Origin of the sequence: Nocardia sp. CA-135953 (assembly GCF_050955735.1) — a bacterium.
Classification (GTDB): Bacteria; Actinomycetota; Actinomycetes; order Mycobacteriales; family Mycobacteriaceae; genus Nocardia.
On sequence record NZ_CP192082.1, the window covers coordinates 1,080,149 to 1,106,348 of the forward strand.

Sequence of the window (26,200 nt, forward strand, 5' to 3'; positions counted from 1 at the left end):
CATAACGGTCACGGCGTGCCGCCACACGGAGGCTTGTTCGGGTGGTACTTTGACACCACCTTGCGTATGGGTGTACGGTTGGACGTTGCGCTGGCTGCCTCCTGTCCATACCTCGATTTGCACACGTAAGTTCCACCTTCCGGTGTTACTTCCGTTGTTGCCTGTTCGGGTTTCGTTCGGGTTGTATCCAGCGGAATTCGTAGCAGACAAGCGACGGTCGCGGACCACCACGCGACGCGCGTGAGGTGCTGGAAGGACGCATCTTGGCAGTCTCCACCCAGACCAAGGCAGTTGCCGGAATCCCCGGAGCCCCGTTGCGGGTGTCTTTCGCGAAGATCCGTGAACCCTTGGAGGTGCCCGGACTTCTCGATCTACAGACCGACTCATTTGCATGGTTGATCGGCTCGCCCTCGTGGCGGGAGAAAGCCGCGGCTCGCGGCGACGGCGGACTAACGGGCGGTCTGGAGGAGGTGCTCGAGGAGCTCTCGCCGATCGAGGACTTCTCCGGGTCGATGTCCCTTTCTTTCTCTGATCCTCGTTTCGAGGAGGTCAAGGCCTCCATCGACGAGTGCAAAGACAAGGACATGACCTACGCGGCGCCGTTGTTCGTGACCGCCGAGTTCATCAACAACAACACCGGTGAGATCAAGAGCCAGACGGTCTTCATGGGTGATTTCCCGATGATGACCGATAAGGGCACGTTCATCATCAACGGCACCGAGCGTGTCGTCGTCTCGCAGCTGGTGCGTTCGCCGGGTGTGTATTTCGATCACAGCGTCGACAAGGGCACCGAGAAGGATCTGCACAGTGTGCGGGTCATTCCGTCGCGTGGCGCTTGGCTGGAGTTCGATGTCGACAAGCGCGACACCGTCGGTGTGCGCATCGACCGCAAGCGTCGTCAGCCGGTCACCGTGCTGCTGAAGGCACTGGGTTGGACCACCGAGGAGATCGTCGAGCGCTTCGGCTTCTCCGAGATCATGATGTCGACCATGGAGAAGGACAACACCGCCGGTCAGGACGAGGCGCTGCTGGACATCTACCGCAAGCTGCGGCCGGGCGAGCCGCCGACCAAGGAGTCCGCGCAGACCCTGCTGGAGAACCTGTTCTTCAAGGAGAAGCGCTACGACCTGGCGCGCGTCGGTCGCTACAAGATCAACAAAAAGCTCGGCATCCACCTCGGTGAGCCGATCACCGCATCGGTGCTCACCAAGGAAGACATCGTCACCACGATCGAGTACCTGGTGCGTCTGCACGCCGGTGATCGGGCGATGACCGCGCCGGGCGGCGAAGAGGTGCCGGTCGAGGTCGACGACATCGACCACTTCGGCAACCGTCGCCTGCGCACCGTCGGCGAGCTGATCCAGAACCAGATCCGGGTCGGCCTCTCCCGCATGGAGCGCGTGGTCCGCGAGCGGATGACCACCCAGGACGTCGAGGCCATCACGCCGCAGACCCTGATCAACATCCGTCCCGTCGTGGCCGCGATCAAGGAGTTCTTCGGAACCTCGCAGCTGTCGCAGTTCATGGACCAGAACAACCCGCTGTCGGGTCTGACCCACAAGCGTCGCCTCTCGGCGCTCGGCCCGGGTGGTCTGTCCCGTGAGCGCGCCGGTCTGGAAGTCCGCGACGTGCACACCTCGCACTACGGCCGCATGTGCCCGATCGAGACCCCGGAAGGCCCGAACATCGGCCTGATCGGTTCGCTGTCGGTGTACGCGCGGGTGAACCCGTTCGGCTTCATCGAGACGCCGTACCGCAAGGTGGTCGACGGCAGGGTGACCGATGAGGTCAAGTACCTCACCGCCGACGAAGAGGACCGCCACGTCCGTGCGCAGGCCAACTCGCCGGTCGACACCGACGGCCGCTTCCTCGACGAGCGCGTGCTCTGCCGCCGGGGCAACGACGAGAACGAACTCGTCCCCGCCGACGAGGTCGACTACATGGATGTTTCGCCGCGCCAGATGGTTTCGGTCGCGACCGCGATGATTCCGTTCCTCGAGCACGACGACGCCAACCGTGCCCTCATGGGTGCGAACATGCAGCGCCAGGCCGTGCCGCTGATCCGTTCCGAATCCCCGATCGTGGGTACCGGTATGGAGCTGCGCGCCGCGGTCGACGCCGGTGACGTCGTGGTGAACGAGAAGTCCGGTGTGGTGGAAGAGGTTTCGGCCGATTACGTCACTGTGATGGCCGATGACGGCACCCGCAAGAGCTACCGGATGCGCAAGTTCGCCCGCTCGAACCAGGGCACCTGCGCGAACCAGCGGCCGATCGTGGACGAGGGGCAGCGCGTCGAGTTCGGTCAGGTGCTCGCCGATGGTCCCTGCACCGAGAACGGTGAGATGGCCCTCGGCAAGAACCTGCTCGTGGCGATCATGCCGTGGGAGGGCCACAACTACGAGGACGCGATCATCCTGTCGCAGCGCCTCGTGGAAGAGGACGTGCTCACCTCGATCCACATCGAAGAGCACGAAATCGATGCCCGCGACACCAAGCTCGGCGCCGAGGAGATCACCCGGGACATCCCGAACGTCTCCGACGAGGTTCTCGCGGACCTGGACGAGCGCGGCATCGTGCGCATCGGCGCCGAAGTTCGCGACGGCGACATCCTGGTCGGCAAGGTCACCCCGAAGGGTGAGACCGAGCTGACCCCGGAGGAGCGGCTGCTGCGCGCGATCTTCGGTGAGAAGGCGCGCGAAGTGCGCGACACCTCGCTGAAGGTGCCGCACGGTGAGTCCGGCAAGGTCATCGGCATCCGCGTGTTCTCGCGCGAGGACGACGACGATCTGCCTCCGGGCGTCAACGAGCTGGTCCGGGTGTACGTGGCGCAGAAGCGCAAGATCCAGGACGGCGACAAGCTGGCCGGCCGCCACGGCAACAAGGGTGTCATCGGCAAGATCCTCGCGACCGAGGACATGCCGTTCATGCCCGATGGCACCCCGGTGGACATCATCCTGAACACCCACGGTGTGCCGCGTCGTATGAACATCGGCCAGATCTTGGAGACCCACCTCGGGTGGATCGGCAAGGCGGGCTGGGATGTCGGCGCCGGTGCGGACGGCAATTCCCGTCCGGACTGGGCCAAGGCACTGCCGGAGGAGATGCTGGCGGCTCCGGCCGAGTCCAACATCGCCACCCCGGTGTTCGACGGCGCTCGTGAAGAGGAGCTGACCGGTCTGCTCGCCTCGACCCTGCCGAACCGCGACGGTGAGCGCATGGTCGACGACAACGGTAAGGCGACGCTGTTCGACGGACGTTCCGGTGAGCCCTTCCCGTACCCGGTGGCCGTCGGCTACATGTACATCCTGAAGCTGCACCACCTGGTCGACGACAAGATCCACGCCCGTTCGACCGGTCCGTACTCGATGATCACCCAGCAGCCGCTCGGTGGTAAGGCGCAGTTCGGTGGTCAGCGCTTCGGTGAGATGGAGTGCTGGGCCATGCAGGCCTACGGCGCCGCTTACACGCTGCAGGAGCTGCTCACCATCAAGTCCGACGACGTGGTCGGTCGCGTGAAGGTGTACGAGGCGATCGTCAAGGGTGAGAACATTCCGGAGCCGGGCATTCCGGAGTCGTTCAAGGTGCTCCTGAAGGAACTCCAGTCGCTGTGCCTCAATGTCGAGGTGCTGTCTTCGGACGGCGCGGCGATCGAGATGCGCGATGGCGACGACGAGGATCTGGAGCGCGCGGCCGCGAACCTGGGCATCAACCTGTCCAGGAACGAAGCCGCCACCGTCGACGATCTGGCGAACTAGGCGGTAGGTCGAATGCCGTTCCCCGCGAACGGCATTCGGCTCCGCGTTACACCAACTAGTGAACTTTTGCTCGAATTCGACCCGAATAGGGGAAAGGAAGTTACGTGCTAGACGTCAACTTCTTCGATGAACTCCGGATCGGCCTTGCCACCGCCGAGGACATTCGGCAGTGGTCCTTCGGTGAGGTCAAGAAGCCGGAGACCATCAACTACCGCACGCTCAAGCCGGAGAAGGACGGCTTGTTCTGCGAGAAGATCTTCGGTCCGACCCGGGACTGGGAGTGCTATTGCGGTAAGTACAAGCGCGTCCGCTTCAAGGGCATCATCTGTGAGCGCTGTGGCGTCGAGGTGACTCGCGCCAAGGTGCGCCGTGAGCGGATGGGGCACATCGAGCTGGCCGCTCCGGTTACCCACATCTGGTACTTCAAGGGCGTGCCTTCGCGCCTCGGGTACCTGCTCGACCTGGCGCCGAAGGATCTGGAAAAGATCATCTACTTCGCCGCCTACGTCATCGTCGGTGTCGACGAGGAACTGCGTCACAACGAGCTCTCCACGCTCGAGGCCGAGATGGAGGTCGAGAAGAAGGCCGTCGCCGATCAGCGCGATGCCGACCTGGAGGCCCGCGCCCAGAAGCTCGAGGCCGATCTGGCCGAGCTCGAGGCCGAGGGTGCCAAGTCCGATGTGCGCCGCAAGGTCAAGGACGGCGGCGAGCGCGAGATGCGTCAGCTCCGCGACCGGGCCCAGCGTGAGCTGGACCGGCTCGAGGAGATCTGGAGCACCTTCACCAAGCTGTCGGTCAAGCAGCTCATCGTGGACGAGATCCTCTACCGCGAGCTGATCGACCGCTACGGCGAGTACTTCACCGGCGCCATGGGTGCGGAGTCCATCCAGAAGCTGATGGAGAACTTCGACATCGCCGCCGAGGCCGAGTCGCTGCGCGAGACCATCCGGTCCGGCAAGGGCCAGAAGAAGCTGCGCGCGCTCAAGCGGCTCAAGGTTGTCGCGGCCTTCCAGACCAACGGCAACTCGCCGATGGGCATGGTGCTCGACGCCGTTCCGGTGATCCCGCCGGAGCTGCGCCCGATGGTTCAGCTCGACGGTGGCCGTTTCGCCACCTCCGACCTGAACGACCTGTACCGCCGCGTGATCAACCGCAACAACCGCCTCAAGCGACTGATCGATCTGGGTGCGCCCGAGATCATCGTCAACAACGAGAAGCGGATGCTGCAGGAGTCCGTGGACGCGCTGTTCGACAACGGCCGCCGCGGCCGTCCGGTCACCGGTCCGGGTAACCGCCCGCTGAAGTCGCTGAGCGATCTGCTCAAGGGTAAGCAGGGTCGTTTCCGCCAGAACCTGCTCGGTAAGCGCGTCGACTACTCGGGCCGTTCGGTCATTGTCGTCGGTCCGCAGCTGAAGCTGCACCAGTGCGGTCTGCCCAAGCTGATGGCGCTGGAGCTGTTCAAGCCGTTCGTGATGAAGCGTCTGGTCGATCTGAACCACGCGCAGAACATCAAGTCCGCCAAGCGGATGGTCGAGCGGCAGCGTCCTCAGGTGTGGGATGTCCTCGAAGAGGTCATCGCCGAGCACCCGGTGCTGCTGAACCGTGCGCCCACCCTGCACCGCCTCGGCATCCAGGCCTTCGAGCCGCAGCTGGTGGAGGGCAAGGCCATCCAGCTGCACCCGCTGGTCTGTGAGGCGTTCAACGCCGACTTCGACGGTGACCAGATGGCCGTGCACCTGCCGCTGTCCGCGGAGGCGCAGGCCGAGGCCCGCATCCTGATGCTGTCCTCGAACAACATCCTGTCGCCTGCCTCGGGTCGTCCGCTGGCCATGCCGCGTCTGGATATGGTGACCGGTCTCTACTACCTGACCCGCCTGGAAGAGGGCGCGAAGGGCGAGTACCACGCGGCCACCAAGGACGCACCGGAGCAGGGCGTGTACTCCTCGCCCGCCGAGGCGCAGATGGCGGTGGACCGCGCTGAGCTCACCGTGCGCTCGCTGATCAAGGTGCGCCTCACCGACCAGCGTCCGCCGAAGGCAATCGAGGCGGAGCTGTTCCCGGACGGCTGGAACCGCGGCGACGCGTGGATCGCCGAGACCACCCTCGGTCGCGTGCTGTTCAACGAGCTGCTCCCGGCGGACTACGCGTTCATCAACGAGCAGATGCCGAAGAAGCGTCAGGCCACGATCATCAACGATCTGGCCGAGCGCTACCCGATGATCGTGGTCGCGCAGACCGTCGACAAGCTGAAGGACGCGGGCTTCTACTGGGCCACCCGTTCCGGCGTGACGGTCTCGATGTCGGACGTGCTCGTTCCGCCGGAGAAGACCGAGATCATGGAGCGCTACGAGGCGCAGTCCGATCAGATCGAGAAGAAGTACCAGCGTGGTGCGCTCGATCACCAGGAGCGCAACAACGCGCTGGTCAAGATCTGGCAGGAAGCGACCGAAGAGGTCGGTAAGGCGCTGCGTTCGCACTACCCGGCCGACAACCCGATCATCACGATCGTCGACTCGGGCGCGACCGGTAACTTCACCCAGACTCGTACCCTCGCCGGTATGAAGGGCCTGGTTACCAACCCGAAGGGTGAGTTCATCCCGCGGCCGATCAAGTCCTCCTTCCGTGAGGGCCTGACGGTGCTGGAGTACTTCATCAACACCCACGGTGCTCGTAAGGGTCTGGCCGACACCGCGCTTCGTACCGCCGACTCGGGTTACCTGACCCGTCGTCTGGTGGACGTCTCGCAGGATGTCATCGTGCGCGAGCACGACTGTGGCACCGAGCGCGGCATCCTGGTGCCGATCGCGGAGAAGCAGCTCGACGGCTCGCTGATCCGGGACGCGCACGTGGAGACCAGTGCCTACGCCCGTACCCTCGCGGCGGACGCGCTGGATGCCAAGGGCAACGTGGTCGTGGGTAAGGGCGCCGATCTCGGTGACCCGGCCATCGAGGCGCTGCTGGATGCGGGGATCACCGATGTGAAGGTCCGCTCCGTGCTGACCTGCACCACCGGCACCGGCGTCTGCGCGACCTGCTACGGCCGCTCCATGGCGACCGGCAAGCTGGTCGACATCGGTGAGGCCGTCGGTATCGTCGCCGCGCAGTCCATCGGTGAGCCCGGTACCCAGCTGACCATGCGTACCTTCCACCAGGGTGGTGTCGCGGGTGACGACATCACCGGCGGTCTGCCCCGTGTGCAGGAGCTTTTCGAGGCTCGTGTGCCCAAGGGGAAGGCGCCGATCGCGGAGGTCTCGGGTCGGGTGCGGCTCGAGGACGACGATCGCTTCTACAAGATCACCATCATCCCGGATGACGGTGGCGAAGAGGTTGTCTACGACAAGCTCTCGAAGCGTCAGCGTCTGCGTGTGTTCAAGCACGACGACGGCACCGAGCGTCTGCTCTCCGACGGTGACCACGTCGAGGTCGGCCAGCAGTTGCTGGAAGGCGCGGCGGATCCGCATGAGGTGCTGCGCGTGATGGGCCCCCGTCAGGTGCAGATCCACCTGGTCCACGAGGTCCAGGAGGTCTACCGCTCGCAGGGTGTGTCGATCCACGACAAGCACATCGAGGTCATCGTGCGCCAGATGCTGCGTCGCGTGACGATCATCGATTCGGGTGCAACGGAGTTCCTGCCCGGTTCGCTCACCGAGCGTTCCGAGTTCGAGGCCTCCAACCGTCGCGTCGTCGCCGAGGGCAATGAGCCCGCGGCGGGTCGCCCGGTGCTGATGGGAATCACGAAGGCGTCGCTGGCGACCGATTCGTGGCTGTCGGCGGCATCCTTCCAGGAGACCACCCGAGTCCTGACCGATGCGGCCATCAACTGCCGCTCGGACAAGCTCATCGGCCTCAAGGAAAACGTGATCATCGGCAAGCTGATCCCGGCCGGTACCGGTATCAACCGCTACCGCAACATCCAGGTCCAGCCGACCGAAGAGGCTCGTGCTGCGGCGTACGCGGTGCCGTCCTACGACGACACCTACTACAGCCCGGACAGCTTCGGCACCACCACCGGTGCCGCGGTTCCGCTCGACGATTACGGTTTCAGCGACTACCGCTGACCTCGGTAGCGCCGTAACAGAATTCGGCCCCTGCTCCCTTCCAGGAGCGGGGGCCGTTCGCATTCTGGCGCATTGCCGGAGAAATACGTCGCGGCCGCAGCGTCTTTCGGCGCGAATATGCTGTCACCGGTACACGGCAGTCCGCAGGACGGCACGGTCGAGGATCCTGGCTACGCGGCGTTCACGACCGCCGAACTGATCCGTGCCGCACACGAGCGCGGCATGACGGTGGTGCCGTGGACGGTCGACGATCGTCCCACCATGACCGCGCTGATCGATCTCGGCGTGGGCGGCCTGATCAGCAACCGCCCGGACCTACTGCGCACCATCCTCGCCGAACGCGGCTACCGGCTGCCAACGATGTATCACCGATGACGTACTCGCGGACAGGTTTTGCCTGCGATGTGGCACTTTTCCTCGAACCTCGCCGGTAGCCAGTTACCTGATTGCAAGAGCGGATGGCTCGGGAACTGAGTGTGTGCCGCCAGTGCGAAAATCAGTACGGCCCATGGGCTTTGGACTTGGAGGAGATGTGGATTGCCGTTTCGGTCCGGATAACGGCAGATCAGTCGGTCGGGGCCGGGCATATCCACCATTTCCAGACCCGACCAATGCACCGAGAACGAGTGATCGGCGTTGTAGCAGTACATCCGCCGGTCCGAAACCATTACCGAGCCGGGACGTTCGGCTACCCAGCACGGGCGCAGTCCGGCCTCGGCCTGGCGGCGTCGCGAGCGGTTCGCCATGGCATTGCCGAGATGGGCCGCCGCCACGAAGGACAGCGTGCCGACTGCCGTCACGCTATTGCGATTCCAGGTTCCGTCGCCGACCGCCCGCCACTGAAACCAGACGGCAGGGCCCTCGGCCAGGCATATTTCGTCGGATTCGGTCCGGACCATGGTGGCTCTGGTCGGCAGTTCGGCAAGCCGGTCGTGCAGCAGGAAGTCGATGACACCGCAGGTGTACAACAGATGGTCGTCAGCCGTGGACCAACCCACCTGCTGCTCGATGATCCGATCGATATCGGAGGTCGGGTCGTACATCGGCCCTACCGCCCGATCGGCCGCAGACACATCGGCTTTCCCTCTGCTTTCCGCGCCAACGCCGTCATGCAATATCCAATCGCGATAGACATGCCACCGTTGTCAATTGTGCCCAAGCCGAGCCGATCGCGCGATCATCGGCCATGGTGCAAGGTTGTGTTCGTAGGCTGGTACCGCCGAAATGCCCGGCCCGGCCGCCGACTTCGAGACGGGATCCCCACCCATGACATATGGACAACAGCCCGGCTATGGCTACCCGCCGGCCCAGCCGCAGTTCGAACCACCGGCACATCTGGGCTTCGCGGTCGTCGCCACGATTATCGGCACACTGACCTGCCTGGTAGGAACGGCGGTCGGGCTGGTCGCGATCATCTTCGGTACCCAGGTGCACTCGAAGTGGATCGCGGGCGACGTCGCGGGCGCGGTCGACGCGTCCAAGAAGGCGCGTGGCTGGGCAATCGGAGCCATGGTGGCGAATGTGCTGTGCGTAGTACTCGGACTCGGCTACCTGGTGGTCACGCTCACCCGATCTTCTTCCTGACCCCGGTGGACAACCGCTGTCCCGCCGGGGCATGAAATCAGAACACGTTTCAGTCCGCGCCGATATTGCGGCGCGGGTCGATGTCGAGCTGGAGGTCCCGGTGGATATAACCGATAGCACCGGAAAGTCCGTTGCCGCATCGGCATTCACGGCGGTCATTCGGCCATGGCGGAAGTGATCGATCGACCCGGTCGGGAGGGCGGCCTGAGCGCGCGCCCTCCCGTAAACCACGTCAGCGCTCGCTGTCCAGCAGCGCCATCTGCGCTGCCGCATACCGCTCACCCGCGATCTGATCCGCGGGCACGGCGGCCTCGATGGTCGCCAGTTCGTCGGCGCCGAGCTGGATATCCACGGCCCCAAGGGATTCCGACCAGCGCTGACGAGTGCGCGCGCCGAGGATCGGCACGATATCCGTGCCCCGGGTCAGTACCCAGGCAATGGCCAGTTGTGCGATCACGCGCCGCCCGGGCGCGAGGTGGCCGATAGGCATGTCGCTCCGGGGATCATGCACGTGCTGGCCAAGCTGGACGACACCGCGGCCACCGTCATCACCGACCTCGGCGAGGTCCTGGTGCAGAACCGGATGCACACCCTGCTGGTCGGCGACCACGCGAATCGGCGTGGCTGGGACCGGTTCTACGCGTGGCGCTGGTTCACCGATCCACAGGGGCGATCGCTGTTCCCAGAGGAAGACTGGGATAGGTTGGGCCGCAACCACGTCGCGGATCTGCGCGCCACCGCCGCGCGCCGATCCGGCGACGCCGACGTCACCGAATTCGTGAGCCGATTGCGTACCGCGAGTACGGAATTCGAGCAGCTGTGGCACGAACACGAAGTGGCGGTGCGGACTTCGGATATCAAGCGGATCCTGCACCCCGAGGTGGGCGAGATCGATACGATCTGCGAAACCCTGCTGACCCCGAACGCGGCACAGCGGCTACTGGTCTATATGCCGCGCCCGGGCACCGATGCCGCGCAGAAGCTGGATCTATTGCGCGTCATCGGGACCCAGCGCCTGCTGCCGCACGACGATATCGGCTCGCTCAGGGATTGAGATCGAAGTAATCCATCGCTGCCTGAACCGCCGGTTCACCACCACCGGCGGACAGACCGGCGAACGCACCGATGGCCCCGCCGACCACGGTCGTGATCGGGACGGTGACGAAGTCGAAGACGAAGAGACCGAGCGGGAAACCGAGGACGAATCCGATGGCCGCACCGATCGCGGCACCGGTCAGCACCTGCGGCATGGACTTCTCGACCTGATCGAAGAAGCGCTGCTCGGTGCTCACCTCCCGCACCGGACCATCGGTCGTGCTGATCGGGGTGAGCGAAAGCCGGGAGCCCGCCTCATCGATGGCAGGCACCAGATCGATCCGATGTCCGGCGATCTTCACCGCGGTCGGCAGCGCGGCGACCACCTGTCCGTTGGCATCGGACAGCGAGATGACCTTGTTGTCACGAACCAGATCCCAGCGTCCCTCGGAAATCGTCGTCACCACGGCGTGGCGATTCTCGGTCGCCGCGACGTGGTAGCCGATGTGCTGGAAGAAACCCTGCAGGTCGAGTGGGACGTCGGCGGTCGAATTCGGCACGGGCGGTGCGGGTTCCGCGTGTACGACGCCGGTTCCGATCGTGGTGGCCGCGAGTGCAAGCAGTGCCGTCGCGGTGATTTTGGAGATCCTCATCCTGCTCTTTCATCCGACCACCGGCGCGGAATGTCCGGCTTCTTCTAAACGAAGATACCGTTTCGTGATCGGATGTTGAAGGGTTTCCGTCCCGAATTTCAACGCATTGGAGAAAGACCCGATTGTTTTGTGGTGCTTCGGATTCAGCTCCTGGCCGAACCCATGCGACGTTTACGGGGCTTCAGATGCAGACCGGGCAGGGGCGGAGCCGGAATGCGCTGTTCCGGTGTGTGGCCCGCGATATCGGCGAAACGCTCGACAACGTGTTTCTCCCAATCGTTTCGGGCCTCGATGATGTCCTCGTGGCTGCGGCCGACGAAGTTCCACCACATGACCAATTCCTCGCCGAACGGCGCGCCGCCGATGAGCGCGAAATGCGCGCCTTCGGCGCTGCTGAGCTGCAACTCCTCGCGTCCGGTGCCCAGGTAGAGCAGTGGGCCGGCGGCGATTTCGGTGCCATCGGCTGTGACACTGCCCTCGATCACCATGAGTGCGTGCTCGAAATCGGGATCCAGGGCGATGGGGGTGTCGGTGCCCGGTTCGATTCGCACATCCGCGCCGACGATCGGCGTGTACGCCTCGGCGGGCGAGGTGAGTCCGGCGAACGTCCCGATCAGCACGATCGCTCGCACCCCGGGTGCCTCGTAGACCGGCAGCTCGCGATGCTGTTCGAAATGCGGATCGATTCCGAGGCTGTTGCCGGGCAATGCGATCCACAGTTGCAGCCCGTGCCCGGCGTGCGCCCCCGCGACGCCGTATTCGGAATGCGCGATGCCGCGACCGGAGGTCATCAGATTCAGCTGTCCCGGCTCGATCTCCACATCGGAGCCGATCGAATCGCGGTGGCGAATGCGTCCGTCGAACGGCCAGGTCACGGTCTGCAGTCCGATATGCGGATGCGGATCGATATCCGGTGACGCACCCGTCTTGGTAATCGTGGGCGAGCCGAAATGATCGAGGAAGCACCAGGCGCCGACGGTCGGCAGATCACGTTGCGGCAGTACGCGTTCCACATAAACACCGCGCACCCCGCCGAGCGGGACCTCACGCGCCGGATAGAGCTCCGCGACCGGACCGGGACCCGGTGTGGCCTCGCACACCGCTTCCTCCGGATGCGGATCCAAATCGCTCATGCCCGCGCCTCGCCGGCGCTCGGCTCCGGCATGACCGATTTTATCGGCTGTGCTGATGTTCCCTCGCTGCGCTCGCTCATCGGGTGACGCCCTTGCCGACCACATGCTCGTCGTATTGCGAATGCTTCTCCAGGTAGGCCTTGATGAACGGGCACAGCGGCCGGATCACCCGGCCGCGGGCGATCGCATCCTCGATCGCATTCTTGGCCAGGACGGTGCCGAGGCCCTTACCGGAAAACGCGCCATCGATCTCGGTGTGGATGAACACCGTCTCGTCGTCGCGCTCCTCGTAGTCGGCGAATCCGGCCAGTTCGCCGCCGTAGAACACCTCGTAGCGCTTCTTCTCGTCGTTGCGGGCGACCTTGCTCTCGGGCGTCGATTCGGTCATGGTCGACTTCTCCTTCGTCGGACGGACCGGGTGCTTGCTCAGGATCGACACGCGGTTGAACGCGCCGATCGTGGTGGCGACCCACAGGATCGCCGAGACCTGCTCATCGGATAAATGCTCGCGTGCCAGAGCGTACTCACGATCCAGCGTGGCCTCGTCCGGCAGCGTGGTGGTGAGTTCGGCGAGTGCCAGCGCCGCCCGCTCCAGCGGCGTGTAAAGCGCGGTCCGCTGCCACGCGGACAGCACGGCGAGTTCACGCTCGGTGGTACCGGCCGCGACGGCGGCGCGATGGTGTACGTCAAGGCAGTAGGCGCAGCCGTTGATCTGCGAGACGCGCACGTTGATCAGTTCGATGAGCCTGCGGTCGAGTCCGGCCGCGGCACCGGCCGCGCGGACCGCGCTTGCCACGGTGTTCAGCGCTCGAAACGCCTCGGGTGTCTGCTGATCGATGAACACGCGTCTGCCGGAGGACTCCATGGTCCGGGATAGTAGAGGCGGTGAGCGCCGAGTTCGGCGGCGGTGGGGACCGTGCTGCGCTCGACATCTCTGGAGAACAGCGACCATTCGGACTGCACGACCGCGATCGGATGCACCGCATGGGCCGCGCGCGGCTCCTTGCCGGTCACCTCGGACAGGCCGAGTGCCCGAACTTTGCCCTGCGCGACGAGTTCCGCCATCGCACCGACTGATTCCTCGTTCGGGACCGCCGGATCGCGGCGGTGCATGTAGTACAGGTCGATGGTGTCGATGCCGAGGCGGCGCAGGCTGGCATCGACCGCGTTGCGGATGTATTCGGGCGAGTTGTCGATACCGCGGTAGGTGGGATCGTCGGCTTTGCGGACGATGCCGAACTTGGTGGCGAGGACCACCTCGTCGCGGTTGGTGCGCACGAAATCGCTCAGGAATTCCTCGTTGTGATCCGTTCGCATGGTTTTGTGAGTGCGGCCGGTTTGACGGCGACGGTCTTGCCCTCGTACAGGTCGATCTTGTAATCGAGTACGGCCAGCGTCTGACGGAGTTCATCGATCTTGGCGAGCACCTCCGAGCGGGTATTGCGGAACATCTGCAGCCGCTCGTACACAGTGGAATCCCCCTCCCGCACCAATTCGGCGTAGCGGACCATGTCCGCCACCGACATCCCGGTGGTGCGCAACCTGCCGATCAACGCCAACCACTCCAGATCGCGATTGCTGAACCGCCGCTTCCCGGCGTGATCGCGCCCGATGTAGTTCATCAGCCCGATCCGCTCGTACCAGCGCAGTGTGTCGCGACTCAGTCCCGACCGATCGGCGGCCTCGCCGATCGAATACTGCGGCTTCTCCCGATCCACATCGACGATTTGCTGAGCACCGACAACCTGACCTACGGCTCCACCCACTGCACTCGCCCTTCTCGATGAACGCAACCGACGTTAGCTACCTGGAGCGCACTCCAAGCAAGCCCCTATTCTGCCGAAATTCGCAATCGCTTGCCGCTGGTTGTGCACCTTGCGTGGGAAACTGCAGCCGACCAGGGGCGGGCGAGCTGAGGAGCGAGCGTGACGGCACTTCCTGAGCCATGGCGGCTGTTGACCATCACCGAGTATGAAGCGCTCGGTGAGGATGATCTGTATCGCCAGTGAGCCTGCTCGCCTTCGGTCTTACCGACGAACTCGGCTACGTCGACAATGATGAGGTCACGGGTACCTTCACGACGAATTCGCCGTGCCTTCTCACGATTCGGCTCGATCAGCTGGGCTGACGCGTCCGACCGACGAGCCGTATCGCGGACTCAGTCGCGCTTGGGCAGCTCCTGCACCGCCCATTTGTTGCCGTCGGGGTCGGTGAAGAAGGTGAACAGGCCCCAGCCCATATCCACCACCGGCGACGCGTCCACACCCGCCGCGACCAGCTGCTGGTACGCGTCCTCGGCGCTCGCGACGACCACCTGCATGCCTTCGACGCTGCCCGGTGCGGCATCGGTGATGCCCTCACCGATGCAGATGGAACAGCGGGAGCCCGGTGGGGTCAGTTGGACGAAGCGCAGGGTCTCGTCGACGCGGTGGTCGTGGTCGGCGTTGAAGCCGATCTTGGTGTAGAAGTCCTTGGCGCGGTCCACGTCGGTCACCGGAATCGCGACCAGTTCGATTTTCCAATCCATCCGGAGAGCATCCCATCAGCTCGACGGCGAGAACGCGTTTTCGCACCTACCCTGGTGACATGCCAGGTAAGGACATCGACCGGATCAGGGCCCGCTCGGCCTGGGCCACGGTCAAGGAAAGCCCCGTGATCACCGCCATCGCGGTGGCGCCGTTCGTGCTGGCGCTCGGCGTCGTGTGGTGGCTGCTCGGCGGATTCGCCGCGTTCGTGCTGCTCGTCGTCCTCGGCGTCGTCGTGGTCGTCGGCGGCAAACTACTGCACTGACGTCGCTATCAGCGCGGAATGTGGAAGCGCACCAGATCGCCGGTGCCCTCGTCCACCTGCGCCCACGGCCGGTCGAATTCGAGCACCGCCAGCGCCGACGTGGGGAATTTCCGGCTGAGCTCGATCGCCGGATCGGAGTCGCGATTGCTCGCCAACTCCCATGCCGTCCACGGCATTCCGGGCGCATGTCCGATGACCAGCAGGGTCGTGACATCGTCATCGCTGAGCTGGACCAATTCGATGAGCGTGCGCGGCGACGCCTCGTAGATGCCCGCCTCGTAGACCACCGGCGCGGTAACTCCGGTCGCGACCAGCGTTTCCCGCGTGCGGGTGGCGGTCGAGCACCGGACCGCATCGATCGGCGGCTGGGTCTCGCGTAACCACTGACCGGCAAGTCCGGCCTCGCGCTGACCACGCGGAGCGAGCGGGCGTTCGTGATCGGAGATACCGTCGGGATAGGACGACTTACCGTGCCGCATGAGGATCAAAGTCCGCACCATGGAGATACCGTAAGCCCTCCGGAGGAGAGGTCTCGAACACACTCGAGGCAAACTGAAAGCGGCATCACAATCACGGCGCCTCATGGGGCACCCCCGCCGGCACCGTGACGATGACGCTCCCGACCACTCCCGACCCCCTTGGGTAGCTATTAGCCCAGGTACATTTTCGAGGAACTGCACAAATGGCCTACGTAATCACGCAGCGTTGTTGCAACGACGCAAGCTGCGTCACTGAGTGCCCGGTCGATTGCATCCGTCCCACCCCGGACCAGCCGGAATTCGCGACGACCGAGATGCTCTACATCGACCCCGACACCTGTATCGACTGCGGTGCCTGCGTCGACGCGTGCCCGGTGGAGGCCATCTTCTCCGAGGATGATCTGACCGCGTCGCTCGCCAGGTTCCGTGACATCAACGCCGCCTACTTCCAGCGGCATCCACTCGAATCGAACTTCGATCCGATCGTCACGCCCGCGCGTCCGCCCAAGGATCTCGGCACGCTGCGCGTCGCGATCGTGGGCGCGGGACCCGCGGCCTGTTACGCGGCCGACGAGCTGCTGCGCCTCTGCGATGTCGAGGTCGAGATATTCGATCGGCTGCCGACTCCGTGGGGGCTGGTGCGCGCGGGCGTCGCCCCCGACCACCCGGGCACCAAGACGGTCTCCGGGCTGTTCGAGTCGGCATTCCGGCGCGAGACGCTGCAGTACTACCTCAATGTGGAGGTCGGCACGCACATCAGCCACGAGGAACTGCTCGCTCACCACCACGCGGTCATCTACGCCGTCGGCGCATCCTCCGACCGTCGTTTGGGCGTGCCGGGCGAGGATCTGCCGGGCAGCCATTCCGCGACCGAATTCGTCGCCTGGTACAACGGTCATCCGGACTACGCGGATCGCAAGTTCGACCTGTCCGGTGAGCGCGCGGTGATCGTCGGCAACGGCAATGTCGCCCTCGATGTCGCCCGCGTGCTGACGGTGGACCCGGACGAACTCGCCGCGACCGATATCGCCGATCACGCCCTGGATGTGCTGCGCGGCAGCAATATCCGCGAGGTCGTCGTGCTCGGTCGGCGCGGTCCGCTGCAGGCGGCCTACACCTCGCCGGAGTTCCTGGCGCTGACGCATATGAAGGGCGTCGATGTCATCGTCGAGGAGGCCGACCTGACGCTCGACCCGGGCAGTCAGGCGCTGGTGGACGATCCGGAGGTCGAGCCGTCGCTGGAGCTGAAGTACACCCTCGCCAAGGAATACGCGGCGGGGCGGCGCGATCCGGCCAATAAGCGGATCGTCTTCCGCTACCTGGTCTCGCCGACGGCATTGCACGGTGCCGATCACGTCGAGTCGGTGGAGTTCGCGCACAACGAATTGGTCAGCGAGAACGGCCAATTGGTGGCGCGCACGACCGATCGCAGCGAAGCCCTGGACGCCGGACTGGTTTTGCGTTCCATCGGCTACAAGGGCGAAGCGATCAAGGATCTGCCGTTCGACGAGCGCCGCGCGGTCGTTCCCAACGAGCACGGCCGCGTCATCGGCGAGGACGGTCTTCCGGTGCCCGGTGTGTACGTGAGCGGCTGGATCAAGCGTGGTCCGCGCGGTGTCATCGGCTCCAACCGCATCGACTCCGAGGAGACCGTCGAGCACCTGCTCGCCGACTTCATCGCGGGCAAACTCGGTGTGCCACAGGCCGATCGGGCCGCGCTGAAGGCGCTGATCGGACAGCGGCAGGCCGATCTGGTCGACCGTGAGGGCTGGAAGGCGATCGATACGGCCGAGAAGTCCGCGGGTAAGGCGTCAGGCCGGCCGCGGGTCAAGCTCACTACCCGTGAGGATCTGCTCAAGGCCGCGCGCGGCTGAACAGTGACCGGCTCCGTTCCCAGCGAACGGAGCCGGTTTTCTTTACAGCGGCATGATGCGCACGACGGTCGTGGTGGTCCCGCCGACCACGAACCACAACCGCAGCACCGGCCGTCCGGAGCGGTCGCCCGGTTCGTAGCGGCTGCGCACGGTGACATGCTGACGAGCCAGCACCGGCGCGACATACTCGATCACCGCGCGGTGCGGCCCCGCGACCAGCTTGGGGTATTCGACCAGGAACTGTTCCACCGCCTGCCAGTAACAGGCATTGTTGACGTGGTTGTACTGGTCGATATCGGTGGCGCGCACCGGGAACGGCATATCGGTATCCGATTCCGGCGGGGTGGCTTCGGTGAGATAGGGCCGCCAGCGCAGGCGGTGCTCATTGGTGGTCTGCGCCAGGTAGGACAGGCCCTCGTCGCTGATCCTGGCGGGCATATTGTTGGACTCGCTGATATTGATCCAGAAGCCCTCGGTCTCGATCAATCCGCCGTTCGCGCTGGTGATGCGCACCCGCATATTCGTCCACCGGGTGGACATGCTCGAACACCACCGCAGCAGCCGCACCTGGTCGGGCCACAGGATCGGCCGGATGACGTCGATGACCGTGCGACGCACGATCCAGCTCGGATCGGTCGTATGCAGATTCGTCTGTTGCAGTTGTTCCCAGGCGATATCCTGCAGATAACGTGCGACGGCGTCGAACCGCAAGCGGTTGTACGGATCGACATCGCCTGCCCGGATGGGCCACGCCGAAGCAAACCCCATGCCCTCCTGGGGAAGCGGGGCGAGTGGCTGATCGAGTGACACTGGTGCTCCTCGCGCTGCACGGTGTGCCGCGTTCTCTTACGCTGCTGTTCTGAGACGACTTTACGGGGCGTACGCCACACACTCGCGTCGAGCCGCCTCTACTCAAAGTTGTCGGTCCTGCGGGGCAGTATGGGGCCATGCCCGACTCCGCCCTTCCCGTCGAACTCGGCAAACCGGCCGAACGTGCCCTGGCCGCCGCCGGAATCCATCGCCTGGCCGACCTGACCGCATGGACCGAACGTGATCTCGCCGCACTGCACGGCGTCGGTCCCACCGCCATCGCGAAACTCCGCGCCGCCCTCGCCGACCGCGGCCAGAGCTTCGCCTGAGCGCTCCACCGCGCGGTGATCACCTCGGTACTATGCCTGGGAGGACCGAGGGGAGGGTCGGGGGTTGAAACCGCTGGGACCGCATGATCCGCGCATGGCGGGTCGCCACCGCTTGATCGCCGTAATCGGGCAGGGGGCGATGGGGCGGGTGCTACTCGGTCGATCGCCGGACGGACGCCTCGTCGCGGTCAAAATGATTCACCGTCACCTGGCGCAGAACCCAGAATTCCGCGCCCGCTTCCGCCTCGAGGTCCAGGCATCACAGCGCGTCACCGGCGCATATACAGCCGCGGTCATGGATGCCGATCCCGACGCCGCCGAGCCATGGCTGGCCTCGGTGTTCGTCCCGGGCCCATCGCTACGCGCCGCCGTCGACCAATTCGGCCCGATGCCATTGGGCGGACTCCGTTTGCTCACAGCGGGTCTGGCCTCAGCACTAATGGAGATCCACCGCGCGGGCATGGTGCACCGCGACCTCAAACCGACCAATGTGGTGCTCGCCGAGGACGGTCCGCGGGTCATCGACTTCGGTATCGCCTGGGCACTGGAAGGCGACATTCAGCTCACCAGCACCGGATCGCTCATCGGGTCCCCCGCCTTCATGTCGCCTGAGCAGGCCGAAGGGCGTCAGCTCACCGCTGCCAGCGACGTGTTCTCCGTGGGTGCCTTGCTGTTGCTCGCCGCGACCGGACAGAGTCCGTTTCTCGGGGCATCGACGCCGCAGACTCTGTACAACGTGGTGCACAACCGGGCCGACACGAGCCGGGTGCCGACGAAACTGCGTCCGGTGCTGGATGCGTGCCTCGATAAGCGCCCCGCCTATCGCCCTACGCCCGCTCAGCTGCTCGAATCGGTCGACGCTGTGACCGCTCAGGCCAGCTGGCCGGGCGGGGTGCGGCAGCAGATCGCGCAGGCGCGAGCCGACGCCGAACGGTGGGTGACACTGGACGGGCGGACTCCCGATCCCGAAAAGCGGCGTCCGGCTCGATGGGCGATCATCGCGGCCGCAGTGATCCTGCTGGTGGCGGGTGGGACCACAGCGGTGTTGCTCACGCACACTGAAACCCCGCCGGATCCGCTGACGAACAAGACTCTCGATTTATCCGATGATCAACTGCGGCTGGTGGATTCGTGCAAACTGCTAGGCGCCGATGTAGTCGGTACGCTCGGTCAACCGATCAAATCCAAGCTGACGAATTCCTCGGTTTGTAGTACGCAATTCGCGACGGCTGACGGCAAGAAGCCCGAGATGACGGTTAGCGTTGGGACCGTACTCGCGGGATCGCGCAACGAAACCGGGCACTCGGTCGCAGGCAAATCGGTCCTCGATACAACAACTGAAACGCAGTCGTGCGCCCGCGGGATCGCGCTGCGCGCCAAACCATTCGTCGGTGTCGAGCTGAAGATCAGCCTGGCCGAAGGGGATGTCTGTGGGTTGGCGACGCAGGCGCTGAAAGCCGTTACCACGCGATTGGTGATCGATCCGCCGCGCGTCAGTCCGCCGAAGCAATCGGTTGTGCCGCTGGATCCCTGTACATCGGTCGATCCAACGGTCATCGAATCAACGATGGGGTCGACAGGCGAGTCTTCGCTGGAAAATGTACACACGTGTACCTGGAAGGGCTCCCAATTCGGTCTGATCACTGTCCGGACGGATGAAGAGATACGGGTCGACAGCATTTCGAGGTACACCAATCTTGTGGTGGACGGGGGCAAGCTGGGCGGTCTCTCCTCGACGCGCATCACCACGAGCAGCGGCGTCTGCACAACGGTTCACTTGGTCCGCCCGACCATCGAAGATCGAGGGGAACTGATCACCGTGATGGTCGTACCCGCGGATCGGACGGCCGTCGAGTCAGCCTGTGCCGCAACGGAATCGATACTCCGTGGAGTTGTCGACAGATTGAGGAAGTCCTGATGGTGACGCAGCTTCAGCCCGGTGACCCCGCCCGCATCGGCAGATACCGACTACTGGCTCAGCTCGGTGCCGGTGGCATGGGACGAGTGCTACTCGGCGTCGGACCCGATGGCCGCCTGGTCGCGATCAAACAGGTGCACGCGCACCTGATCAGCGAAGAGGACTTCCTGCCGCGGTTCCGACGCGAGGTGCAAACCTCCGCGCGCGTATCGGGCGCTTTCACCGCGGCCGTGATCGACTTCGATGTAGAATGCGAAACACCTTGGCTTGCTTCGGCTTTCGTGCCAGGTGTACCCTTGGACAAGGCGGTGCACGACCACGGGCCGCTGCCGTACGAGCAAGTACGGACCTTGGCGGTCGGCCTCGCCTCCGCTTTGCATGCGATTCACGGCGTCGGGTTGATCCATCGAGATCTCAAGCCGGCCAACGTTATCCTTGCCGACGATGGTCCGCGCGTAATCGACTTCGGTATCGCTCGCGCCGTCGAAGGTCGCTCCGAACTGACCCACACCGGCTCGATCATCGGCTCACCTGCCTTCATGTCGCCCGAACAGGCACAATCCGAGCCGCTGTCGCCCGCCAGTGACATCTTCTCGCTCGGTGCCGTACTCGCCATGGCGGCGGGCGGCAAAAGTCCCTTCGCCGGATCTTCCCTGCCGCACACGCTCTACAACATCGTGCACACCCAGCCTGACCTCGGCGGCCTTCCGTCGGAGGTGCGCCACCTCGTCGAGCCGTGTCTGCGCAAGGATCCGAAAACCCGTCCCACTACCACCGAAATCCTCGACTTCCTGGGACCTCTTCCGCGCCAGGCCCACCCATGGTCCGTTGCGGTCCAGGAGGCGATCCGCGCACAGGGTGCGGAACTGTCCGCGCTGCTTACCGATCCGGAAGCGACGCAGATCGTCGGCGCCGACGACACCACCACCCCTGGGGCCGGTCCGAGCTTCGATGAGAAACTCCGGCAGCTCGAGGCACGGGCGCAGGACCAATCGGATCGACGCAAACGCAAGCGGTTCTTGATCGGCGCGCTCACGGGAGTGGTGGTTGTGCTCGGCGCGGCCGTGGCCGGCGCGGTCGCGCTCAGCGGCGGTGGGATGGACACCGATAGACCGAACCCGCTCGCCGGGTTCAACATGACCAAGCTGCGGTCGATCGACGTGTGCGCGGCCATGAACGATCCGTTGGTCGAGTCCTTGGGGGAGTGGGAGCGGAAACCGGCCTTCGGCGAGTGGGGATCCTGCAATGCGACCGTGGGTGGGTTTTCGTTCACCGTAGCCGTTGAGCGGATCGACGGATTTCGAGACCGCGGCAGGAAAGTCAGCGGAGTTCCGGTGCTCGAAAACCCTGCGGCGGCGGTCGATCAGTGTGATCGTGCGCTGTTGCCCGCTGCCGCCGACCCGCAGTTCGGAATCGTCGTTCGGGTGGCGGCCGCGCACCAGGCATCGGCCGACGAACTTTGCCGAATCTCGGACGAAGCCGCGGCACAGTTGGCTCGTAATCTCATTGTCGGAGTGCCGCAGCTGCAGAACTTTCGTGGTTCGCTGGCACGCCATGACCCCTGTGCGGTGGTCGACACCATCACGTTGAAACTATCGATCGGCGAACTCGTTCATGGGACCCCGGACTTGCTGCATACCTGTAAGTGGATGTCCGCTAACACTGTCACCGTGTACCTCTGGACGCACACTCCGCCCAACGAGCAGAAGCCGATTCATTTCGATTTCGGTGGCGGGAATGTGGTCGATGCCGACGAGGCCGAGATGAAGTCGACCTCATGCACTCGGCACGGGATATACCGCCCTGCCACCGATGGGCGTCCCGCCGAGGTGGTGACGGTTTCGGTCGAGAGTTCCTCGGTCGGTGAACACCCTGAGATGCGGTGCCTCGGCGCGCAGCAGATCATGCAGAACATTCTGGACAATCTGCCCAAGGCGAGCCGATGATGCGCGGCCGGATGTTTTCAGTGATGCGCACGGTCGTCGTGCTTGCCGCCGTTGTCGTCGTATCCGGATGCGGTGCGACCGTGCATGGCACGAGTGTCGCCGCCGAAATCGATGTGCGCACACTCGATGTCGGCACATCGCCGACGTCGCCCCCCAAACTATCGTCGCGTCTGAGCGACCTCGGATACCGGCGCCTCGAGGCCGCCCGGATGTCGGATGCGGTGCTGAGCCCGCATGAGGTGGATGGTAAGTACACCGGTGGTGCCGCGGCGTTCGCACACACCGAGGCGAAGTCGGTGACCTTCTACTTGGCCGATGCCGTCGTACCGGTACTGCAGAAATACGACTTCGTCGTGGGGTTCTCGACTGGATCTGCCGACGACTCCCGCCCGCTGACCAAAGCCACGCATGGTAGTCACGAGCGGGAGGGCCTGGTGATAACGGTGCTACGGTTTCCGGATGCGACGGCCGCGCGGGCCGCGGCCAAGGAACTCGATACCGTGGATTTCGGGCTCAATCCCGAGAATGTTACGGTCACGCTGCCCAAATATCCGACATCCAGCGCGCACTGGCGACCGTCGGTTCCTACGCTCGGCAGTACGACCGCGCACGGGGTCTACGTGGTGAGCGTCCTTGCCGACGCCCGGACAACGGATCTCACTCGGTTGACCGAGATGACGCAGAAATACCTCGACGCCGAACTTCCGGAACTGGACAAATTCGTACCGACTCCGATCGGCAAATTCAATGCCCTCCGGCAGGATCCGGACAGCATCCTCATTCGTGCCCTGCATGCTGGTGGAGTCGTTCCGGAGCCCGATGGTCAAGGCGAGGTCGTCTACACCGCGCGTGGTTATCTGAACTACATCCTCGATCAGGGCGGACGATTCCCGGTGTTGCAGCGCGCCGGTGTGGATCGGGTCGCGATGACGCCGAGCGTCCTGGTATTCCGAACCCGAGACGACGCGGCCGCAACCGAATTCGTCGCTGAGTCGGTGGAATTGGGTGCGGCGGTTGATCGCCGGGCAGTCGATCCACCGGAGGATGTTCCGAATACGTTCTGTGTCCAGGACTATTCGGCGCAAATCTCCGACGCGCAGTTCCGATGTTTCGTCGCCTACCGGCGCTACGCCGCATTGCTCCTGGGCCGTCGATTGTGGGAAACCCAGCAGAGGGCAGCGGCAGAGTACGCATTGTTCGCCAACAGTCGATGACGCTTTGTTCACTCGAGGTCAGTAACCGCGGTATGCGCCACCGGAATTGACCGCCGCGACACCTGGCACACTGCCGAGTGATCCGTATGTGTCGATCGAATACCGAACCCCGGCGATGATGTTGTCGACCGGATTCCAGATATCGTCGTGGCCGGGCGCTTTGTAGGCATTGAAAGTGCTGTCGATGGTCTGCATGAGTCCTTTGGAAGGATGCCCGGCCACCCAGTTACTGTCCCAGCGGTTTTCGGCGTACGGGTCGCCGGCCGACTCGTGCTGGATGATCAATGCGATCGCGTTCTCATCGATATCTTTCGGGTCGTAACCCATCGCGATGAGCGCCTTCTTCGCGTCCTCGATCCACTTGGCCACGTCGCCGCTCGGCTTCGCCCCGGTCGGTGCGCTCGAGCCGACACTGCCGGAATACAGGGAGCTCGAGGGGGATCCGGAGCCGCTGCCGTTGTGGTTGCTCGACACATAGCTGGGCTTGCTCGTGTTGGAGGTGGGCGTAGTCGAGGTCGGTGTCGTGCTGGTGTTCTGTGTCTGCGACACACCGAGATTCGGGTCGCCGAGATCGTTGAAGGCCGCCTGCAATTTCCCGACAGCAGCACGGATCCGGTCGCGGGCGGTGTTCGCGGCTGTCTCCGCAGCTTGCAATGCGAGGACGATTTCCCACTGTCGACGTGCGGCTTCGAGTTGTTCGGACACGATCGCGGTTTCCGAGTTGCCCCGGCCGTCCGCCTCGGCTCGGCGGATTTCAGCGATGCGTGGACCGGCGCTGACGGTTCCATCGGCGGACACCTCGAAGGGCGGATTCTGGTTTATGGCGTCGTTGCGCAGGCGCAGCACGGTGTCTTTTGCGCTCTGCAGAATCTGTACCTGCTCGTTGAACGCGGTTTGGAGCGCGTGCAATTCGGTGCTCACCTTGCTGGCTCGGGATTTCTCGGTTTCCATCCGAGTGTTCGCGGCCTGGCCGGCGGCCCCGGACCAAGCCTTGGTGTCCTCGAGCCCTTTGGTATCGGTAACGCCCTGGCCGACGACGCCATCGAGGCCGTCCGCGACCTTCTCGGCTTGCTCGCCCGCGTCACCAAGCTTTTCCGGATGCCAGTTGCTGACATCGTCGATGGTGAGTGTCATGGCAGCTGCAGCCCGATCGTCTTCAGCTTGTTCGCGAACTCGTCCTCGGCCAACTCGTACTTGCCCGCCGCGTTCTTCGTATTGTCGGCAAGCGTGGTCAGCCGGTCGCCGATGCGCTGCATGCAGCGATTCACCGTGTCGGTGACTTCCGGTATGACGGATCCGAAGTCGGTACCGGGCAATGCCGCAGCCGCCACCGCGAAGCCTTCACCGGCATTGAGCTTGCCGATATCGCCCGCCTCGGTGCGCAGGTTGTCCGCGAATTTCTGTAGCGCGCCCGCATCGACCCGCAACGTGCCCGGGTCCATCTGGTCTACCACGAAAGAATCCCCCTTCGTCCCCACCTCAGGTCGCGGTCAGCATAGCAAAAACGGGTGGTGTGGACAGGGCGGTGACGGTCCGTGATTAGGTTGGTCGGGGCATCGGTGATGATGTGAGTGTCGCCGAATGGACAGAGAGGTCGGCATATGCGCGCAGCCCAGGTCAGCAAGCTGGAGGGTCCGGAGGCGATCGAGGTCGTCGAGATTCCGGAGCCCACGGCGTATCCCGGGGGTGTGGTCATCGACGTGCATGCGGCCGGGGTGGCGTTTCCCGATGTGCTGATGACGCGGGGTCTGTACCAGATGAAGCCGGAGCTGCCGTTCGTCGTCGGTGGCGAGGTTGCCGGGATCGTGCGCGAGGCTCCGGAGGATGCGCACATAAAGGCGGGGGATCGGGTGGTCGCGCTGACGCTGCTCGGCAATGCCCTCGCCGAGGTTGCCGTGGTGCCGTCGCAGATGGTTTTCCGGTTGCCGGACAACGTATCTCTGCAGGCCGGGGCCGGCATCCTGTTCAACGATCTGACCGTGCACTTCTGCCTGCGCAACCGCGGCAGGTTGGCCGCGGGGGAGACCGTGCTGGTGCACGGCGCCGCGGGCGGCGTCGGCACCTCGACGCTGCGGATGGCGGTCGCGCTGGGTGCGAGCCGGGTCATCGCGGTGGTGAGCACCGAGGAGAAGGCGGCGGTCGCGCGTGCCAACGGCGCCACCGATGTGGTGCTGACCGACGGCTGGCTCGCGGCCGTCAAGGAGCTGACCGGTGGTCGCGGTGTGGATATCGTGCTCGATCCGGTCGGCGGCGACCGGTTCACCGACAGCATCCGCAGCCTCGCTCCGGCGGGCCGTCTGCTGGTGGTCGGCTTCACCGCCGGTGAGATCCCGACGGTCAAGGTGAATCGACTGCTGCTCAAGAACGTCGAGGTGATCGGCGCGGCCTGGGGCGAATGGGTGATGACCCATCCGGGCTACCTGACCGAGCAGTGGGAAGAGGTCGAGCCCCTGCTCGCCGCGGGCAAGATCGCGTCGCCTGAACCGGTGCTCTACCCGCTGGACCGCGCCGCCGAGGCGGTGGCATCCCTCGACAATCGCACCGCCGCAGGCAAGGTCGTCGTCACCCTGCGCTGACCATGAGCCGCCGCGCGCGAATTCTCTCACTGCCCGATGTCCGGCG

Annotated in this window: 23 protein-coding genes and 3 pseudogenes; 13 read left to right on the forward strand and 13 right to left on the reverse strand. The window is 64.6% G+C overall.

All coding sequences use genetic code 11. The features are described 5' to 3' along the window. Positions 1 to 245: 245 nt before the first annotated feature. From ACQPXH_RS05195 to ACQPXH_RS05205, 3 genes are all read left to right on the forward strand, one after another. Complete coding sequence (locus tag ACQPXH_RS05195; RefSeq protein WP_433601195.1) at positions 246 to 3,755, forward strand: DNA-directed RNA polymerase subunit beta; 3,510 nt, start codon at positions 246 to 248, stop codon at positions 3,753 to 3,755. A 104-nt stretch (positions 3,756 to 3,859) separates the two neighbouring features. Then, positions 3,860 to 7,813 carry a DNA-directed RNA polymerase subunit beta' gene (locus tag ACQPXH_RS05200; RefSeq protein WP_433601196.1) on the forward strand — a complete coding sequence of 1,318 codons (3,954 nt, stop codon included), beginning with the start codon at positions 3,860 to 3,862 and terminating at the stop codon, positions 7,811 to 7,813. Positions 7,814 to 7,885: 72 nt separating this feature from the next. Further along, positions 7,886 to 8,188: a glycerophosphodiester phosphodiesterase gene (locus ACQPXH_RS05205; protein ID WP_433601197.1), complete on the forward strand. Its 303-nt coding sequence runs from the start codon at positions 7,886 to 7,888 to the stop codon at positions 8,186 to 8,188. Here ACQPXH_RS05205 and ACQPXH_RS05210 read toward each other — a convergent pair. Further along, the gene (locus tag ACQPXH_RS05210; RefSeq protein ID WP_433601198.1) at positions 8,179 to 8,886 is read right to left on the reverse strand and encodes a hypothetical protein; all 708 of its coding nucleotides are present in this window, start codon (positions 8,884 to 8,886) and stop codon (positions 8,179 to 8,181) included. The genes ACQPXH_RS05205 and ACQPXH_RS05210 overlap by 10 nt on opposite strands. A gap of 193 nt (positions 8,887 to 9,079) precedes the next feature. Here ACQPXH_RS05210 and ACQPXH_RS05215 point away from each other — a divergent pair, with 193 nt between their 5' ends. Next, on the forward strand, positions 9,080 to 9,397 hold the full coding sequence (locus tag ACQPXH_RS05215; RefSeq protein WP_433601199.1) for a CD225/dispanin family protein: 318 nt from the start codon (positions 9,080 to 9,082) through the stop codon (positions 9,395 to 9,397). 232 nt (positions 9,398 to 9,629) lie between these two features. Here the strand turns inward: ACQPXH_RS05215 and ACQPXH_RS05220 are convergent. Next, positions 9,630 to 9,851: pseudogene (locus ACQPXH_RS05220) on the reverse strand (aldo/keto reductase); the annotation flags it as partial. A gap of 21 nt (positions 9,852 to 9,872) precedes the next feature. Between ACQPXH_RS05220 and ACQPXH_RS05225 the strand changes: the two are divergent. Further along, a complete protein-coding gene (locus ACQPXH_RS05225) occupies positions 9,873 to 10,451 on the forward strand; it encodes a hypothetical protein (protein ID WP_433601200.1) in 579 nt (192 codons plus the stop codon). Here the strand turns inward: ACQPXH_RS05225 and ACQPXH_RS05230 are convergent. The 6 genes and pseudogenes from ACQPXH_RS05230 to ACQPXH_RS05255 form a co-directional block, all read right to left on the reverse strand. Continuing rightward, entirely contained in the window at positions 10,441 to 11,085 is a 645-nt protein-coding gene (locus tag ACQPXH_RS05230; protein ID WP_433601201.1) for a hypothetical protein, read from the reverse strand. The two genes, ACQPXH_RS05225 and ACQPXH_RS05230, sit on opposite strands and share 11 nt — an antisense overlap. Before the next feature lie 143 nt (positions 11,086 to 11,228). Then, a complete protein-coding gene (locus tag ACQPXH_RS05235) occupies positions 11,229 to 12,218 on the reverse strand; it encodes a pirin family protein (protein ID WP_433601202.1) in 990 nt (329 codons plus the stop codon). A gap of 76 nt (positions 12,219 to 12,294) precedes the next feature. Beyond that, on the reverse strand, positions 12,295 to 12,606 hold the full coding sequence (locus tag ACQPXH_RS05240) for a GNAT family N-acetyltransferase (RefSeq protein ID WP_433603312.1): 312 nt from the start codon (positions 12,604 to 12,606) through the stop codon (positions 12,295 to 12,297). Positions 12,607 to 12,624: 18 nt separating this feature from the next. Continuing rightward, a pseudogene (locus tag ACQPXH_RS05245) lies at positions 12,625 to 13,083 on the reverse strand (carboxymuconolactone decarboxylase family protein); the annotation flags it as partial. Next, a pseudogene (locus tag ACQPXH_RS05250) lies at positions 13,074 to 13,520 on the reverse strand (aldo/keto reductase); the annotation flags it as partial. The pseudogenes ACQPXH_RS05250 and ACQPXH_RS05245, both read right to left, overlap by 10 nt. Beyond that, positions 13,505 to 13,984, reverse strand: coding sequence for a MerR family transcriptional regulator (locus ACQPXH_RS05255; protein ID WP_433601203.1), 480 nt, complete (start codon positions 13,982 to 13,984; stop codon positions 13,505 to 13,507). The gene ACQPXH_RS05255 and the pseudogene ACQPXH_RS05250, both read right to left, overlap by 16 nt. A 239-nt stretch (positions 13,985 to 14,223) precedes the next feature. On the opposite strand from ACQPXH_RS05255, the gene ACQPXH_RS05260 reads away from it, so the two are divergent. Then, positions 14,224 to 14,346, forward strand: coding sequence for a hypothetical protein (locus ACQPXH_RS05260; RefSeq protein WP_433601204.1), 123 nt, complete (start codon positions 14,224 to 14,226; stop codon positions 14,344 to 14,346). A 30-nt stretch (positions 14,347 to 14,376) separates the two neighbouring features. On the opposite strand, the gene ACQPXH_RS05265 is transcribed toward ACQPXH_RS05260, so the two are convergent. Then, positions 14,377 to 14,745 (reverse strand): VOC family protein, encoded by a 369-nt coding sequence (locus ACQPXH_RS05265; RefSeq protein ID WP_433601205.1) that lies wholly within the window; start codon positions 14,743 to 14,745, stop codon positions 14,377 to 14,379. A 59-nt stretch (positions 14,746 to 14,804) separates the two neighbouring features. On the opposite strand from ACQPXH_RS05265, the gene ACQPXH_RS05270 reads away from it, so the two are divergent. After that, positions 14,805 to 15,008 carry a hypothetical protein gene (locus tag ACQPXH_RS05270; RefSeq protein WP_062983850.1) on the forward strand — a complete coding sequence of 68 codons (204 nt, stop codon included), beginning with the start codon at positions 14,805 to 14,807 and terminating at the stop codon, positions 15,006 to 15,008. An 8-nt stretch (positions 15,009 to 15,016) separates the two neighbouring features. On the opposite strand, the gene ACQPXH_RS05275 is transcribed toward ACQPXH_RS05270, so the two are convergent. Further along, positions 15,017 to 15,508, reverse strand: a complete 492-nt coding sequence (locus tag ACQPXH_RS05275; protein ID WP_433601206.1) for a SixA phosphatase family protein — start codon at positions 15,506 to 15,508, stop codon at positions 15,017 to 15,019. Between the two features lie 182 nt (positions 15,509 to 15,690). On the opposite strand from ACQPXH_RS05275, the gene ACQPXH_RS05280 reads away from it, so the two are divergent. Further along, a complete protein-coding gene (locus tag ACQPXH_RS05280; RefSeq protein WP_433601207.1) occupies positions 15,691 to 17,361 on the forward strand; it encodes an FAD-dependent oxidoreductase in 1,671 nt (556 codons plus the stop codon). Between the two features lie 42 nt (positions 17,362 to 17,403). On the opposite strand, the gene ACQPXH_RS05285 is transcribed toward ACQPXH_RS05280, so the two are convergent. Further along, entirely contained in the window at positions 17,404 to 18,171 is a 768-nt protein-coding gene (locus tag ACQPXH_RS05285; RefSeq protein WP_433601208.1) for an acyl-[acyl-carrier-protein] thioesterase, read from the reverse strand. Between the two features lie 137 nt (positions 18,172 to 18,308). Here ACQPXH_RS05285 and ACQPXH_RS05290 point away from each other — a divergent pair, with 137 nt between their 5' ends. The 4 genes from ACQPXH_RS05290 to ACQPXH_RS05305 all read left to right on the forward strand — a co-directional run bounded on the left by ACQPXH_RS05290 (position 18,309) and on the right by ACQPXH_RS05305 (position 23,578). After that, complete coding sequence (locus ACQPXH_RS05290) at positions 18,309 to 18,500, forward strand: DNA-binding protein (protein ID WP_433601209.1); 192 nt, start codon at positions 18,309 to 18,311, stop codon at positions 18,498 to 18,500. 64 nt (positions 18,501 to 18,564) lie between these two features. Then, positions 18,565 to 20,418 (forward strand): serine/threonine-protein kinase, encoded by a 1,854-nt coding sequence (locus tag ACQPXH_RS05295; RefSeq protein ID WP_433601210.1) that lies wholly within the window; start codon positions 18,565 to 18,567, stop codon positions 20,416 to 20,418. After that, positions 20,418 to 22,364 (forward strand): serine/threonine-protein kinase, encoded by a 1,947-nt coding sequence (locus ACQPXH_RS05300; protein WP_433601211.1) that lies wholly within the window; start codon positions 20,418 to 20,420, stop codon positions 22,362 to 22,364. Before ACQPXH_RS05295 ends, ACQPXH_RS05300 begins: the two co-directional genes overlap by 1 nt. A gap of 23 nt (positions 22,365 to 22,387) precedes the next feature. After that, complete coding sequence (locus tag ACQPXH_RS05305) at positions 22,388 to 23,578, forward strand: DUF7373 family lipoprotein (RefSeq protein ID WP_433601212.1); 1,191 nt, start codon at positions 22,388 to 22,390, stop codon at positions 23,576 to 23,578. 18 nt (positions 23,579 to 23,596) lie between these two features. Here ACQPXH_RS05305 and ACQPXH_RS05310 read toward each other — a convergent pair whose 3' ends face one another. Next, entirely contained in the window at positions 23,597 to 24,712 is a 1,116-nt protein-coding gene (locus ACQPXH_RS05310) for a transglycosylase SLT domain-containing protein (RefSeq protein ID WP_433601213.1), read from the reverse strand. Continuing rightward, the gene (locus ACQPXH_RS05315) at positions 24,709 to 25,032 is read right to left on the reverse strand and encodes a type VII secretion target (RefSeq protein WP_433601214.1); all 324 of its coding nucleotides are present in this window, start codon (positions 25,030 to 25,032) and stop codon (positions 24,709 to 24,711) included. The genes ACQPXH_RS05310 and ACQPXH_RS05315 overlap by 4 nt, the downstream gene beginning before the upstream one ends. 147 nt (positions 25,033 to 25,179) lie before the next feature. Between ACQPXH_RS05315 and ACQPXH_RS05320 the strand changes: the two genes are divergently transcribed. Continuing rightward, complete coding sequence (locus ACQPXH_RS05320; RefSeq protein WP_433601215.1) at positions 25,180 to 26,154, forward strand: NADPH:quinone oxidoreductase family protein; 975 nt, start codon at positions 25,180 to 25,182, stop codon at positions 26,152 to 26,154. The last annotated feature ends 46 nt before the right edge of the window (positions 26,155 to 26,200 follow it).

What these genes read in the sequence shown, in the direction of transcription:
- ACQPXH_RS05230 (WP_433601201.1), bottom strand. Translation starts at nt 11,085, where the DNA reads ATGAGGATCTCCAAAATCACCGCGACGGCACTGCTTGCACTCGCGGCC.
- ACQPXH_RS05275 (WP_433601206.1), bottom strand. Translation starts at nt 15,508, where the DNA reads ATGGTGCGGACTTTGATCCTCATGCGGCACGGTAAGTCGTCCTATCCC.
- ACQPXH_RS05310 (WP_433601213.1), bottom strand. Translation starts at nt 24,712, where the DNA reads ATGACACTCACCATCGACGATGTCAGCAACTGGCATCCGGAAAAGCTT.
- ACQPXH_RS05240 (WP_433603312.1), bottom strand. Translation starts at nt 12,606, where the DNA reads ATGACCGAATCGACGCCCGAGAGCAAGGTCGCCCGCAACGACGAGAAG.
- ACQPXH_RS05290 (WP_433601209.1), top strand. Translation starts at nt 18,309, where the DNA reads ATGCCCGACTCCGCCCTTCCCGTCGAACTCGGCAAACCGGCCGAACGT.
- ACQPXH_RS05235 (WP_433601202.1), bottom strand. Translation starts at nt 12,218, where the DNA reads ATGAGCGATTTGGATCCGCATCCGGAGGAAGCGGTGTGCGAGGCCACA.
- ACQPXH_RS05320 (WP_433601215.1), top strand. Translation starts at nt 25,180, where the DNA reads ATGCGCGCAGCCCAGGTCAGCAAGCTGGAGGGTCCGGAGGCGATCGAG.
- ACQPXH_RS05300 (WP_433601211.1), top strand. Translation starts at nt 20,418, where the DNA reads ATGGTGACGCAGCTTCAGCCCGGTGACCCCGCCCGCATCGGCAGATAC.
- ACQPXH_RS05215 (WP_433601199.1), top strand. Translation starts at nt 9,080, where the DNA reads ATGACATATGGACAACAGCCCGGCTATGGCTACCCGCCGGCCCAGCCG.
- ACQPXH_RS05305 (WP_433601212.1), top strand. Translation starts at nt 22,388, where the DNA reads ATGCGCACGGTCGTCGTGCTTGCCGCCGTTGTCGTCGTATCCGGATGC.
- ACQPXH_RS05265 (WP_433601205.1), bottom strand. Translation starts at nt 14,745, where the DNA reads ATGGATTGGAAAATCGAACTGGTCGCGATTCCGGTGACCGACGTGGAC.
- ACQPXH_RS05270 (WP_062983850.1), top strand. Translation starts at nt 14,805, where the DNA reads ATGCCAGGTAAGGACATCGACCGGATCAGGGCCCGCTCGGCCTGGGCC.
- ACQPXH_RS05280 (WP_433601207.1), top strand. Translation starts at nt 15,691, where the DNA reads ATGGCCTACGTAATCACGCAGCGTTGTTGCAACGACGCAAGCTGCGTC.